The sequence below is a fragment of the Algoriphagus sp. oki45 genome (assembly GCF_036245605.1).
In the GTDB taxonomy this organism is placed as follows: Bacteria; Bacteroidota; Bacteroidia; order Cytophagales; family Cyclobacteriaceae; genus Algoriphagus.
In genome coordinates, this window is the sequence record NZ_BTPC01000004.1 from 259,399 (window position 1) to 272,711 (window position 13,313).

11 protein-coding genes are annotated in these 13,313 nt (G+C 43.6%); 7 read left to right on the forward strand and 4 right to left on the reverse strand.

Going from position 1 to position 13,313, the window contains the following annotated elements:
* Positions 1-34 precede the first annotated feature (34 nt).
* The 3 genes from AAA942_RS17120 to AAA942_RS17130 all read left to right on the forward strand — a co-directional run bounded on the left by AAA942_RS17120 (position 35) and on the right by AAA942_RS17130 (position 2,523).
* Complete coding sequence (locus AAA942_RS17120; protein ID WP_338221521.1) at positions 35-1,273, forward strand: BamA/TamA family outer membrane protein; 1,239 nt, start codon at positions 35-37, stop codon at positions 1,271-1,273.
* Positions 1,274-1,392: 119 nt separating this feature from the next.
* Positions 1,393-1,866, forward strand: coding sequence for a hypothetical protein (locus AAA942_RS17125; protein ID WP_338221522.1), 474 nt, complete (start codon positions 1,393-1,395; stop codon positions 1,864-1,866).
* Positions 1,867-1,884: 18 nt separating this feature from the next.
* Positions 1,885-2,523 carry a hypothetical protein gene (locus tag AAA942_RS17130; RefSeq protein WP_338221523.1) on the forward strand — a complete coding sequence of 213 codons (639 nt, stop codon included), beginning with the start codon at positions 1,885-1,887 and terminating at the stop codon, positions 2,521-2,523.
* 56 nt (positions 2,524-2,579) lie between these two features.
* Here AAA942_RS17130 and AAA942_RS17135 read toward each other — a convergent pair whose 3' ends face one another.
* Positions 2,580-5,114: a phosphoenolpyruvate carboxylase gene (locus AAA942_RS17135; protein ID WP_338221524.1), complete on the reverse strand. Its 2,535-nt coding sequence runs from the start codon at positions 5,112-5,114 to the stop codon at positions 2,580-2,582.
* A 171-nt stretch (positions 5,115-5,285) separates the two neighbouring features.
* Here AAA942_RS17135 and AAA942_RS17140 point away from each other — a divergent pair, with 171 nt between their 5' ends.
* Entirely contained in the window at positions 5,286-6,449 is a 1,164-nt protein-coding gene (locus AAA942_RS17140; protein WP_338221525.1) for a lactonase family protein, read from the forward strand.
* On the opposite strand, the gene menC is transcribed toward AAA942_RS17140, so the two are convergent.
* Positions 6,446-7,525 (reverse strand): o-succinylbenzoate synthase, encoded by a 1,080-nt coding sequence (gene menC / locus AAA942_RS17145; RefSeq protein WP_338221526.1) that lies wholly within the window; start codon positions 7,523-7,525, stop codon positions 6,446-6,448. The two genes, AAA942_RS17140 and menC, sit on opposite strands and share 4 nt — an antisense overlap.
* A gap of 62 nt (positions 7,526-7,587) precedes the next feature.
* Here menC and AAA942_RS17150 point away from each other — a divergent pair, with 62 nt between their 5' ends.
* A complete protein-coding gene (locus AAA942_RS17150) occupies positions 7,588-8,796 on the forward strand; it encodes an S-adenosylmethionine:tRNA ribosyltransferase-isomerase (protein WP_338221527.1) in 1,209 nt (402 codons plus the stop codon).
* Positions 8,797-8,855: 59 nt separating this feature from the next.
* Here the strand turns inward: AAA942_RS17150 and AAA942_RS17155 are convergent, their stop codons facing one another.
* Positions 8,856-9,275 carry a LytR/AlgR family response regulator transcription factor gene (locus AAA942_RS17155; protein WP_338221528.1) on the reverse strand — a complete coding sequence of 140 codons (420 nt, stop codon included), beginning with the start codon at positions 9,273-9,275 and terminating at the stop codon, positions 8,856-8,858.
* A 133-nt stretch (positions 9,276-9,408) separates the two neighbouring features.
* Here AAA942_RS17155 and AAA942_RS17160 point away from each other — a divergent pair, with 133 nt between their 5' ends.
* Complete coding sequence (locus AAA942_RS17160) at positions 9,409-10,938, forward strand: hypothetical protein (RefSeq protein WP_338221529.1); 1,530 nt, start codon at positions 9,409-9,411, stop codon at positions 10,936-10,938.
* On the opposite strand, the gene pgi is transcribed toward AAA942_RS17160, so the two are convergent.
* Positions 10,935-12,584: a glucose-6-phosphate isomerase gene (gene pgi / locus AAA942_RS17165; protein WP_338221530.1), complete on the reverse strand. Its 1,650-nt coding sequence runs from the start codon at positions 12,582-12,584 to the stop codon at positions 10,935-10,937. The two genes, AAA942_RS17160 and pgi, sit on opposite strands and share 4 nt — an antisense overlap.
* A gap of 249 nt (positions 12,585-12,833) precedes the next feature.
* On the opposite strand from pgi, the gene AAA942_RS17170 reads away from it, so the two are divergent.
* Entirely contained in the window at positions 12,834-13,295 is a 462-nt protein-coding gene (locus tag AAA942_RS17170; RefSeq protein WP_338221531.1) for a hypothetical protein, read from the forward strand.
* Positions 13,296-13,313 lie beyond the last annotated feature (18 nt).

Below are 13,313 nucleotides of genomic sequence, written 5' to 3' on the forward strand. Positions count from 1 at the left end.
TCTTGAATAAGTGTTTACACCATTATCCCCAGCAATGAAGCGACTCTATCTCTTCCTGATTTCCTTTGTGATCATCTTTTGGGCAAAAGCCCAGAAAGCTGATTCTATTTCCTTTTATCAACCAAACAAAGTCTATCATTTCAGCTTTGTGCCACTCCCGGCAGTGGCATCCAATCCTGCCAACGGATGGATGTTTGGACTTGCCCCTTCTGCCTCTTGGTATATGGGTGATCCTGCTAACACGAAGATGTCCAATTTGGTTGGCAACCTGTTATACACTACCAAGAAACAGTGGATTTTCAGCAGTCGGCATAATCTGTTTCTCTCAGAAAACAAGCTTATCCTAATGGGAGATTGGAGATACTTTATCACTTCCCAGCCTACCTTTGGCCTCGGAAGCTCTACTCCAAACGAACCTGCCCAAAATCCAAATCAGCCTCTTGCCTATTGGGGAGAGCAACAAATGGATTTCAATCTGTTGAGATTTTACGAAGCGGTCTTGAAAAAAATCGGTGATTCTCCTTTCTATTTGGGATTGGGATATCATTTGGATGTACATAGCAAAATTGAAAACTTCTTGGATGAGGATGCAGATCAGGATCTAACCCTTCAGTTTGCTCATGATGCCTACAATATCTCAAAGGGATTTGATACGGATAAATATTCACTATCAGGAGTATCCTTCAATTTTATCTTGGAAAAGAGAGACATGGCCGTCTCCCCATATGAAAAGAATTTTGCCTGGATTCAATATAAAATCAATCCTGAATTTCTCGGTTCTTCCCAATCCTCAAGTACTTTACTCCTTGACTACAGGCATTACTTCAATTTGAATCCAAAGAGAAAGAGACACCTCATTGGAGTTTGGGGAATGGGAAACTTTCTTGTGTCTGGAAATCTTCCATACATGAACCTGCCCTCGATAGGCTGGGATATGTTTGGAAGAAGTGGTCGGGGATATGCTCAAGGCCGATTTAGAGGAGAGAACATGGTATACGGAGAAGCTGAATGGAGATTCCCATTACAAAAGGAAAAGGACACCTTTGGAGCTACGGTTTTTGTCAATGCAGCTTCTTTCAGCAGTTCGAAACCTGAATCTGCTGCGGGCCCTAGTCCGCAATACGAAAGACTGTTTGAAAAAATCAATCCGGGATATGGACTGGGGCTCCGTGTGATGATCAACAAAGAGAAAAGAACCACGATCACAGCAGACTATGCTTTTGGACAAAAAGGAAACAGCGGATTTTACCTGAATATCAATGAATCTTTCTAGACGGGAAAGTTTAAACCCAAGAAAGCATTTAATAATAACTTTATCTTAAATTATTGACGAATTGGAAGAATAGACATTGTTCTACCAGTCATTTACTAAAAACAAACGCTTTACCTTTTATGAAAAGAACACTACTATTTTCCCTTGCACTCTTCCTTTTTGGAATGAATTTGAGCTTCGCTCAAAGTATCGATGATGAAATTTCCTTGATCCAAGAAGCTTTCGGAATGGATAAAAAAATGATTGTCCAGGAAGTCCTCCAACTGCCTGAGGCAAAAGCTGCTGCTTTTTGGCCCATTTATGAAGCCTATGAGACAGAACGAAAAGCCTTGTCCAGAGAGCGGATCAAAATCATCAATGATTACATGGAGCAGTACACCAACATCGGTGAGGCTGAAGCTGACAATCTAGCTCTCCGAACCTTGAAAAATGATCAAGCTCTGTCCAAACTCCACATGACCTATTACAAAAAGTTTAAAAAAGGAGTCTCAGCCCTTGATGCAGCTAAATTTCTACAATTAGACACCTACATTCACAACACGATTCGGAATGCAATTCAACAAGAATTGCCCTTTATCGATGAGTTTAAATAATCCCACTTTCTTACAATTATGAAAAAGTTTTCCTTACTCGCCACTTTGGCATTTGTAGCACTTGTCTCCTGCTCACCCAGCACAAAAATATTAGGTTCTTGGGCCAGTCCTGAGAAAAAAGCAGGAGGCTACGATGATGTAGTCATCATCGGTATTTCTGAGAGTGTAATCAGCAGACAAACCTTTGAAGATCAAATCCAAAGTGTATTGACACAGGATGGGATCAAGGCTTCCAACTCTTCTGTAATCATTCCTCCGGGTACTAAACCCAGCCCAGAGGAAAAAGAAAAATTTGCCCAAGCGCTTAGAGACCAAGGACATGATGCTGTTTTGACTGTTGCCCTCTTGGATCAGACCCAAGAGTCCCGGTATGTACCCGGTACAACTACCTATTCTCCCATGATGTATGGAGGGTACTACAGATCCTATTGGGGATATTACAACTACTATAGCCCAATGATGTACGACCCAGGCTATTACACTACAGACAAAAACTACTTCCTCGAGGCCAACCTCTATGATGTAGAAACCGAACAATTGGTATGGTCTGCTCAATCGGAAACTACCAATCCGGCAAATCTTGAGGCTTTTGCCCGAACCTTTGCCATGGTAATTTCTGACCAAATGATCAAAGACGGAGTGATCGTCAAAAAATAAGCTTCTCTTTAATGTCAAAAGGCCCTTGAATTTTTAAAATCCAAGGGCCTTTTTTTTTATGCTGCATTTCTCATCGCATTGATAATCCCAAACATTGCCCGTAGAATAAGCTTATCCAGTGTATTCGTGGATTTTCCATCTTCCAAAATTTTCTGGATTGCGTATTGCTGAATGGTAATTAATGGAAGGACAATTTTTTCCCGGATTTCTATAGATTTTTTGGTCACCGGATTATCCTCCAGCAGTTCGTTCATTCCGGAGATATCCTTAATTTTTTCTACAGATCTTTGGTATTCCTCAAACAAGACATTCCAAAATTCTCCATACTCCTCATTTTTGGATAAGTAGGCAGTAGCCGGATAGAAGCACTTATTCAGAGACTGCATGGAGTTGCTCAGCAAGGTTCTAAAGAAAAGACTCTCTTGGTAGAGCTTTTTGATTTCTTTGAGATTCCCTTCTTTTTCGGCTTGCTCGATCGCTGCACCAACCCCAAAAAATCCCGGGATATTTTGCTTCATTTGAGCCCAAGACCCTACAAAAGGGATGGCCCTTAGGTCCTCAAATTTCAAGCCTGAACCTTTGCCTCTTTTCAAAGGTCGACTCCCAATATTGGTCATTCCAAAATATTTCAGGGGAGCCACATGCTCTAAGTATGGAACAAACTTGGGGTGATTTTTCAGTTTCTTATAAGATTCATATCCTGAATCAGCCAATGCCTGAATGATGGCTCTCTGCTTGGAATTCAGATTCTTTTCTCCATCCTGATAAAGATGATTTTCCAATCCTGCACTTAGTAATTGCTCAAGATTGTAGGTACAGGATACCTGCTTTCCGTAATTGGAGGAAATGGTCTGACCTTGAATAGTCACCTGGATTTCGGAGTTGTCCACTTTTTCTCCCAAGGAAGCATAGAAATTATGAAGGTTCCCTCCTCCTCTGGCTACAGGACCGCCTCGCCCATCAAAAAAGACCACTTTGATCCCATACTTTCTCGATACTTCGGACAGTTCCTCTTTGGCCACTAAAATCGACCAATTCGCCTTTAAATAGCCCCCGTCTTTGGTACCGTCTGAGAACCCAAGCATGATATTTTGCTTCATCCCACGGGACTTCAGGTGCTCTGCATACTCCGGTGTCTCATACAGCTTGGACATGATTTGGGGTGCCATCGCCAAATCATCTATGGTCTCGAATAAGGGGACAATGTCCAGAGGAAGGGGACTGGATTTGGCTCCTAACGTCAATCTTGCCAGCTGAAAAACTTCCAAAACATGAAGAACAGATTGACAATTGGAAATGATGTAGCGATGAAGTCCTTCTTCTCCATTGAGCGCTTGAATTTCCTTAACAGTGCCTAAGGATTGAAGCATTTCCTTATGAAAAGGCTCCTGAAAATCCTCCAATGAAGGAAGCCCTCGGGTTTTCATCACTTTTGAGATCAATTCATCCTCGGTTCCGGTAAACTCCTTCCCCTGAATGGAAAAAATCTCCTCCCAAAGCCCATCATGCTTTCTACTATCCTGCCGCAGGTCCATGTGGGCAAAATGGAATCCAAAAATCCTCACCTTCAGGATAAATTCATCCAGTAGATTCAGGAACAGCCCATCATGGTGCGTAATCAAAGCGTCCCGGGCTTCAAACAAAATGGCCAACAGGTCCTCCTTAGAGTTGTAGACCTGCTTATTCTCAAACAAGGTATAATATATCCCCCGCTCAGCCTTTGCGATGAGCTCTTCGACCTTTTTGAAAGTCAGTCTCTTTTTCAGCTTTCTTAGATCTCTATAGTAGCATCTCATCAGCCACTTTTTGAGGCGATCCGCTACCTGAAGGGTAGTCTCATGGGTCACGAATGGATTGCCATCCCGGTCGCCCCCTGGCCAAAACCCTACTTTTAAAATTCCCGGATTCTCCCAGGTATGGATTGGCTCACCAAGCCCCTTCAGCAGTCGAATCACGATATCGGGTATACTCTGGTAAAACACATTTTCCAGATACCAAATCAGGCTGATCGCCTCATCAAAAGGAGTGGGTTTTTCCCGGTTGATAAAGCCGGTCTTGCCCAGTTGCTGGAGAAGAAGGTTGATGCTTTCCAAATCATCCGTCCGGATCGCAGTTTCTAAATCGGTAATGATCCCAAGAACATTGCCGGGATAAAATTGAGTGGGATGGGCCGTCAGGGTCAGCCTTACCGAAAATGTCTTGAGCTTTTCTATCAGCTCCTTCTTCTTCTTATCGGTCTCAACTCTGGAAATCAAGGCTTTAATTGATCCCTTTCCGTTGATATCGTTGATTTTATCATATGCAGCATCTTCAATCGAATCAAAAAGGACCACTTGCCGCTCCACATATTGAATCATTCGGAAAAGAAAATCGCTCCTCTTTTTTTCGGATTCGCCGGGCATCATTTCTTCAAAAAAACCTTCAATAATTTCTACGGGAGTCTTTCCTTCCCTGTACCCTTTTTCACAGGCCTTACCCAAAAAGGGCAAAAGAGTCCCCGTGACATAGATATCATCAAAGGGGAGATCTAAAAATAAACTGTTGTAAATCGTAAACCTCTTGGCTACTTGGGTATCATAAATTTGTTGCATCTTTTTCCATTTAATAGGCTATGCCAAATTAACATTTTTAAAGCTTAATCGCACTATTTTTAACTTTTCAACAAAAAACATGGCTAATAAATTGATTTATCACACAGAATCATTCTACTTTTTAATTCCTTTGAAAAAAATAGGATTGTCAAAATTCACTACTTTTCAATCATGAAATCAACTCTTACACGAATTCTGTCTTTCTGTCTAATTTCCTTAGGCATCCTAACTTTTGCCTGTAATCCTTCCAGTCCCGAATCTCAAGAAGAACCTGTGCAAACCTTAAGTTACCAATTCTTAATCGGAACCTATACGGATTCCATTCATCATGGCATCAACTATCTAACTTTTTCTCCTGGCGAGAATCTGATGACCATTCAGACTATTGCCGCGGGCATCGCCAACCCCTCATTTGTATTGGCTTCCAGAGATGGAAAAACCGTCTACTCTCTGGAGGAAGAAGCTGGAATTCAAGGTGGAAATGTCCTGACCTTTTCCAGAAATGGAGAAGACAATTCCCTCACACTACTGGATCAGGATGCCTCGCAAGGTGATCATCCCTGCCATATTTCTTTGTCTCCAAATGAGGACTTCGTGATTTTGGGTAATTATACCGGTGGCAGCCTTTCTGTCTTCAAAGTAAATGAGGACAAAAAGCTGGATTTTGTCCAGCTGATCCAGCATAACAGCAAAAGCATTAATCCCGCCCGGCAAGAGAAGCCCCATGTCCATTCTACCACTTTTGATCCCGAAGGAAAAAGGGTGCTGGTAGCAGACTTGGGTACCGATAAGATTTATGTTTATGATTTCAACCCTAATCAAGCCGAACCATTGAGCCTATCGGGAGAATTCCCTGTCACTCCGGGAGATGGTCCCAGACATTTAGCCTTTTCGGCTGACGGCAAGGAAGTTTTGGTCGTAGAAGAAATGACCGCAGTATTGGATGTTTTTTCGTACGAAGCTGGTATACTGAGCCCTAGCCAGAGACTTTCCTTGTTGAATGAAGGTTTTTCAGGGGCAGTGGGAGCGGCTGAAATCCGGGTTTCCCCGGACGGAAAAAACATCTACGTTTCCAACCGGGGAGAGGCCAACACCCTTTCTGTTTTTGCCAAAAGCACCTCCGGTCAATACGAACGAATCCAAAACATTTCCTCAGGAGGAATTATGCCCCGCAATTTCAATTTGACCCCAGATGGAAAATACCTTCTCGCTGCCCATCAGGCCAGTAATGATATTGTGATCTTTGAGCGGGACTTGGATACGGGAATTTTAACCCAAACCCTATGGAAAGCTAAAGTGCATAAGCCGGTTTATTTACACCCTCTACCCAATTAGGCAGGATTCTCCCAAAGCCTATCTCCATAGCGGATTTGCCCCTTTTCAATCTCCAAAGGCGAGGCAAGATTATTATGGTAGAGCTTCCCGGTGCCCAGACCTTGGGGAATTTTGGGGTCATAGGAGGAAGCCAATTGGGAAATGGCATTGAGCCCGATATTACTTTCCAAGGCTGAGGTCATCCACCAGCCGATTCCCCGCTCTTCTGCCAAACTGATCCATTGCTGAGTTTCCAGAAAACCTCCCAAAAGTGTGGGCTTAAGAATGATGTGTTGCGGCTTTAGCGTATCCAGGAGAAGTTCTTTTTCTTTAGTCCCGATCAGCTCCTCATCCAAGGCGATCGGAAGTGGAGTTTCCCGACAGAGCTTTCGCATTTCAGCCCATTGTCCGGCCCGAATTGGCTGCTCAATGCTGTGAATATCCAATTCTGCGAGTTGACCGAGTTTGTTCATCGCTTCCATGGGTGAAAAAGCCCCATTGGCATCTACCCGTAGAATGATCTGATCTTTGGAAAACTGCTTTCGGATATAGCTCAAAAGGGCTAGTTCCTGCTCAAAATCAATGGCCCCGATCTTCATTTTGATGCAGTCAAATCCCTCTTTTAGCTTTTGGTCAATCTGCTCCAGCATAAACTCTCTATCTCCCATCCAAATCAGTCCATTAATCGGAATCGGTTTTTTCTCATCAAAAAAGGGATTCGGAAAAAAGCGCTTTTTCCCGCCCTGAATCCAATCAAGCAGGGCCATCTCTACACCAAATCGGAGCGAAGGCAACTCAAAAGGAACTCTGGCTTTGACTTGATCCAAAACCGAACTGGTATCCACTTCCCAAGTTTCCCTAGCCAACTTTTCGAGTTGAGCTGAAATGACTTGTTCAAAATCCTCCCTGTAGTCTGGACTCAGGCCTACCAAAGGAGCTGCCTCTCCCCAGCCCACTTTTTCCTGATCATCCGGGTGAGTCACTTTTATCCAAAAAACCTCCCGTGTTTTTAGCACACCACGGGATGTACCTGCATCAAATCTGAACTGAAGGACCCTTTTTATCAGGGAAAACTGAAACCGAAACGAATCTGCCATAAGGATAAAACCGATTTTGGACCAAATGGATGGCTATATTTGCAGGCAAATCATCCTATCAAATGGAAATTCCAACCATTGATCTCCAAGACTTCGAATATACGCTACCGGAAGACCGGATCGCCAAGTTTCCCCTCGAAAAAAGGGACCATTCCCAACTTCTGCATTATAAGCTAGGGCAAATCAGCCATTACCATTTCTATGACTTGCCCGAATTATTACCCGCAAATGCACTTTTGGTCTATAACGACACCAAGGTGATTCCAGCACGGTTGATCTTCCAAAGAGAAACTGGAGCCAAAATCGAAATCTTTCTTCTTGCACCAATTGCTCCGACCACGGTCATCGCTGAGATCATGCTGGCCAAGTTTCCAGTCACTTGGCAAACGCTGATCGGCAACGCCAAAAAATGGAAAAATGAAGAACTCTTGAAAGGAAGAATCCGAGTAGGTGAAAAGGAAGTCATTCTACAAGCCCGTCTGCATGATCGTGAAGCCATGTCTGTGGAGTTCTCTTGGGATGATCCAGAGGTAGCTTTTGTGGATTTGGTGGAGGCAAGCGGAGAAGTACCACTTCCCCCCTATTTGAATCGAAAGGCCGAAAAAGAGGACAAAGACCGATATCAGACCGTCTATTCCAAAAAAGAAGGTGCTGTGGCCGCCCCAACAGCAGGGCTTCACTTTACAGAAGAAGTATTTGAAAAACTCAGGAAAAAAGGAATCCAAGAAGCCCAAGTCACTCTGCACGTGAGTGCGGGTACCTTCCAACCTATCAAGGTGAAAGAGGTGACTGAACATCCCATGCATTCCGAGCAAATCCAAGTCACCCGGGAAACCCTCAAGCAACTGCTGGAAAACGCTGGAAAAACCATAGCCGTAGGGACTACCTCCGTGCGGACTTTGGAAAGTATCTACTGGTATGGGGTTCAGATTTTGGAAGGAAAAGGGGAAAAACTCGAAATTGAGAAGCTTTTTCCCTATCAGAGCCGAGCTGTTTTGCCTGGAAAAAAAGAAGCTCTTCAGGCAATTTTAGAAGTTATGAATCGGGAGGGGAAGGATACCTTATTGGGACATACCGAGATTTTTATATTTCCTGGATATCGCTATCAGATGATTGACGCGCTTATCACCAATTTTCATCAACCGGGTTCTACGCTGATTCTTTTGATCTCCACGATTTTGGGAAAGGATTGGAAAAAAGTCTATCAGGAAGCCTTGGACAAGAATTATCGCTTCCTCAGCTATGGGGACAGCAGCTTGCTTTGGCTCTGAAAAAGAAAAGGTCTCGCCTAACAAGCGAGACCTTTGATTTATATAAGATTTCAGTTCGATTAGTCTCCCTGACTCCCAATTCGCTGTATGCCTTTAAGCAGTTCTTGATAAAAAGTCCTTCCTACAGGTATCCAATCTTTACCCACCTGTACTTCTTTGTTATTGATGGCGGAGATTTCTCCGATCTGCACCATATAGCTTTTATGAATTCGAAGGAAATTTTCAGAAGGTAAAACAGACTCAAACTCCTTGAGAATATTCCTTACAGAAATCACGGCATTCTTGGTAACCAAGGTGGTGTAATTGCCATCTCCTTTGAGCCAGAGTATGTCATCAAACTTTACCTTGACCAAGCTTCCTTCATGGCGTACAAAAATGGCATCCTTGATCAGGAGTTTCGGCTCCTCGGATATATGGTGCTTTTTTCCATTTCCGTTTCCATTTTTACTGACTCTGATACCCTCTAATAGCTCTTTCATACCTCAGGATGTTATGGTTGTGCAACATGCTGTGGATTAATAATGTTTTGACTTTCGTTTTTATTCTTTGGGAAATAATGGAAACTTCATCCGTATTTTAGTTATTTGAAGAAGCGCCGAAACCGATTCCCTAATGCGACTTTTTTTAAAATGCTTTGTAACGATCCTTTCTCTTTTGCTTTTTTCCTGCAAAAAAGAAGATCCTCAGCCTAGTTTGGCTCGAATTACCTTGACGGGAATCCTGATCCAAAAATCCATACCCAGCGGAAGACTCAGTAACAGCCAAGTTTGGATTCATGAACTTTCACCCGGACTAAATGTGACTTTCACTTCTCAGGAAAACGGGGATGCTTTCTCTATCTCACTGCCTGCTGACCCTGAGGGCTTCACATTTGAACTTCCTTTTGGGACTTACCGGTATGAATCCAACCCTTCCACGGTGGAAATTTCCAACACTCTTCCTGTAAACCTATCAGGAACCTTGACCGCTTTGAATCCAGAAGTGACGACTCAGCTGGAAGGAAGCACCAATTATCATCTGCTGAGTATCCAAAAAACCAATCTGGAATCTCCACCGAGGCTGATTTCTCCCCAGACTGGCGTGATGGCTTCTCAGGGAGATTTTTATTATATCTATTCTTGGAAAACAATCGTGGCCGAAATCCAACTGACCCAAGGTCAGCGCTTTCGATTAGGTATAGATCCCATACCTTTTCAGCATCAATCCTTTTTTTATCCCAAGTCCAGCACCCCAGATGAACCCACAGGATTGAATGACCCGATTTTGGATTTTTCCCAGCGGACGATTTCCCTGACTGATGACAGATACCCTCAAGTATTTCAGCCTTTCAACCGAGTAGAATTAGGATTCCCGCTGGAAGAAACCTCAGGTCTGGAAGCCATCGGACAACGACTCTTCACTATGAATGACGGAGGAAATCTTCCTGAGTTGTTTGAAATCTCGCCCGATTCAGGCACACCCATTAGAATGATCAGAGTAAACAATGCCACCAATGTAGACTGGGAAGACTTGGCATCCAGCGATACTCACTTGTATGTGGGAGATTTTGGCAACAATCTAGGAAACAGAAAAGATCTGAAAATCCTGAAAATCCCTTTGATGAATTTATTGAATTCCACGACAGTCAATGCCGAAATTCTTGAATTTTCCTACCCGGATCAGACAGTTTTTGATGACCCAAACCATGCATTTGATTGTGAGGCTATGATTTTCTATCAGGGCAAACTCCATCTTTTCACCAAACCCGTCAGCAGCAACGAGACCACCCACTACACCCTGGATCCCAACTTACCCAACCAAGTAGCCGTCAAAGTAGAAACTTTCTCCACAGCAGGGAAAATAACTGCGGCCGATATCACCTCGGACGGAAAAAATTTGGTTCTCCTAGGCTATGAGCTTGCAGGAATCTCCTCTCGGGCCTTTGTCGAAGTCTTCTCCGGCTGGGATCCAGAGCAAATTCTAAATTCAAGTCAGAGGTACTCTCTCCTACTGGGAAGTGTGGCAGCCACAAGCCAGACTGAAGGAATTGGCATTTTACACGATGGATCCATCAAAATCTCAGGGGAAAAGATCTCTGTAGCCGGAGCATCCGTTCCCTCGAGACTTTTTGAAATCGATCTGACTGGCTTGCTGGAAGATTAGCCTTTTCGCATCTGCTTATAGGTATTGATCAGGCCATTGGTCGAGCAGTCGTGGGAATTGACTTCTTCCTCGCCCTGAAGCTCCGGCAGGATGCCATTGGCCAGAACCTTACCCAGTTCTACTCCCCACTGATCAAAGCTGAAAATATTCCAAACTACCCCCTGAACGAAGATTTTGTGCTCATACATAGCGATCAACTGACCTAAGGTGTAGGGAGTGATCTGCTTGACCAAGATAGAATTGGTCGGTCTGTTGCCTTCAAAAACACGGTGAGGGGCTATTTGATCGATTTCCTCTACGGATTTCCCTGCTTTGTTCATTTCTGCCTTCACCTCCTCGAGAGATTTCCCTTTCATGAGGGCTTCCGTTTGAGCAAAGAAGTTAGAAAGCAATTTCTGATGATGGTCTCCAAGCGGATTATGGGATATAGCCGGAGCAATGAAATCACAGGGAATAATATGAGTACCCTGATGAATCAACTGGTAAAATGCATGCTGCCCATTGGTTCCCGGTTCACCCCAAATGATTGGACCTGTTGGATAATTCACCTTTTGCCCGTCCCTGCTTACATATTTCCCATTGCTCTCCATATTGCCTTGCTGGAAATAGGCTGCAAACCGATGCAGGTATTGATCATATGGCAAAATAGCTTCAGAAGTAGCTCCCTGAAAATTGGTATTCCAAATACCGATCATAGCCAAAACCATTGGAATATTTCGCTCAAAAGCGGAATGCCGGAAATGCTCATCCATGGAATAGGCTCCGGAAAGCAATTGTTCAAAATTAGCAAAGCCAATGGCGCAAGCGATAGGCAGGCCGATAGCCGACCAAAGAGAATAGCGCCCCCCTACCCAATCCCAAAACTCGAACATATTGTCCAAATCAATCCCAAAAGCCTCCACAGCCTTCGCATTGGTGGACAAAGCCACGAAATGCTTGGCAATCGCAGATTCATCTTTGGCATAGTTGATAAACCAGTTTCTTGCCGAATGGGCATTGGTCATGGTCTCCTGAGTCGTAAATGTCTTGGAGGCGATAAAGAAAAGTGTGGTCTCAGGATCAACCTTTTTCAGGGTCTCGGAAAGATGAGTACCGTCGACATTGGACACGAAATCGATGGAAAGATTTGGGTTTTGATAAGGCTTGAGTGCCTCAGTTACCATCACAGGTCCCAAATCAGAGCCGCCGATTCCGATATTTACCAAATTGGTAATTGGTTTCCCAGTGTAGCCCAACCATCTTTCCTGATAAACCTGATCGGCAAACTTTTTCATTTGGGCCAATACCGCATTGATTTCCGGCATCACATCCTTTCCTTGCACATAGACCGGATGATTTTTTCTGTTTCTGAGTGCAGTATGAAGCACAGCTCGGTTTTCTGTTTTATTTATCGCCGCACCGATAAACATCTCCTCAATGGCCTCATGCACTCCGCACTCTCGTGCCAAATCCATCAAGGCAAGTAGGATCCCGTCAGAAATCCGGTTTTTGGAAAAATCTACCAAAATATCTTCAAAGCGGATACTGAATTGGTCAAACCGTCCAGCGTAGTCAAAATGGGAATAGATCGAGTGGTTTTTGTGCTTTTCTTTGAGCTGAAGCAGTCTTCCCCAAGCGGGGGTGATGGTAGGATTGATCGAATTCATGAATGAAAATGAATAAATAGGTCTCGGTAAAAATAAGGGATATCTTCAGAATATTTCTTAAGATTTCTTAGTTAAAGGTTTGGGGGTTAAATAAGATCACCTTAATTTTCAAAACAAATATTTCCATTTACTGCATCAATGGGATGTTGTCAACTTTTACCGCATTTAATTCTTTATTCATGAAAGTAGCGTACTCAAAGATCTACTCGTCAAATCAATACCCTGCTTTGTTTTAAATCTCCTGAATGAATGATTAGGCTATTTCAAACCACCTCATTTGTCCTGATTGCAGGATTGCTCATTTCCTGCGACCCCTGCAGGAATCTGGATTGCCTGGCTTCCAAATACGATTTTGAATTCAGAATCCTGGATGCAGAATCCGGTCTGGATTTGGTTTTTGGCCCCAATGCCCAATTTAAGGCCGAGGAATTCCGACTCTATTCGCTACAGGGTAACGAGCAGGTGGAATACGTCCTTCAACCCCTCTTTTCTCCCTATTATGAGGGAGATACTACCTTCTATGCGGAGGTTATCCCTCCTCTCGGACCGGTTTTCTTAAGCTACCCAAATGGCAAAATCGATACACTAGTCCTGTCCTACACCCAATACGACACCGAATGCTGCGGACGAATTACAGAAGTCCGAGAGCTTACCCGAAACAATTCTGAAAAATTCAACGATCTCTGGCAAATCCTGGAGTTCAGCTATTAATGCATCATTTCAAAATTC

Coding starts and splice junctions, on each gene's coding strand:
- AAA942_RS17155 (WP_338221528.1), bottom strand. CDS start 9,275: ATGAAAGAGCTATTAGAGGGTATCAGAGTCAGTAAAAATGGAAACGGA.
- AAA942_RS17125 (WP_338221522.1), top strand. CDS start 1,393: ATGAAAAGAACACTACTATTTTCCCTTGCACTCTTCCTTTTTGGAATG.
- AAA942_RS17160 (WP_338221529.1), top strand. CDS start 9,409: ATGCGACTTTTTTTAAAATGCTTTGTAACGATCCTTTCTCTTTTGCTT.
- AAA942_RS17135 (WP_338221524.1), bottom strand. CDS start 5,114: ATGCAACAAATTTATGATACCCAAGTAGCCAAGAGGTTTACGATTTAC.
- AAA942_RS17120 (WP_338221521.1), top strand. CDS start 35: ATGAAGCGACTCTATCTCTTCCTGATTTCCTTTGTGATCATCTTTTGG.
- menC (WP_338221526.1), bottom strand. CDS start 7,525: ATGGCAGATTCGTTTCGGTTTCAGTTTTCCCTGATAAAAAGGGTCCTT.
- AAA942_RS17150 (WP_338221527.1), top strand. CDS start 7,588: ATGGAAATTCCAACCATTGATCTCCAAGACTTCGAATATACGCTACCG.
- AAA942_RS17140 (WP_338221525.1), top strand. CDS start 5,286: ATGAAATCAACTCTTACACGAATTCTGTCTTTCTGTCTAATTTCCTTA.
- pgi (WP_338221530.1), bottom strand. CDS start 12,584: ATGAATTCGATCAATCCTACCATCACCCCCGCTTGGGGAAGACTGCTT.
- AAA942_RS17130 (WP_338221523.1), top strand. CDS start 1,885: ATGAAAAAGTTTTCCTTACTCGCCACTTTGGCATTTGTAGCACTTGTC.
- AAA942_RS17170 (WP_338221531.1), top strand. CDS start 12,834: ATGATTAGGCTATTTCAAACCACCTCATTTGTCCTGATTGCAGGATTG.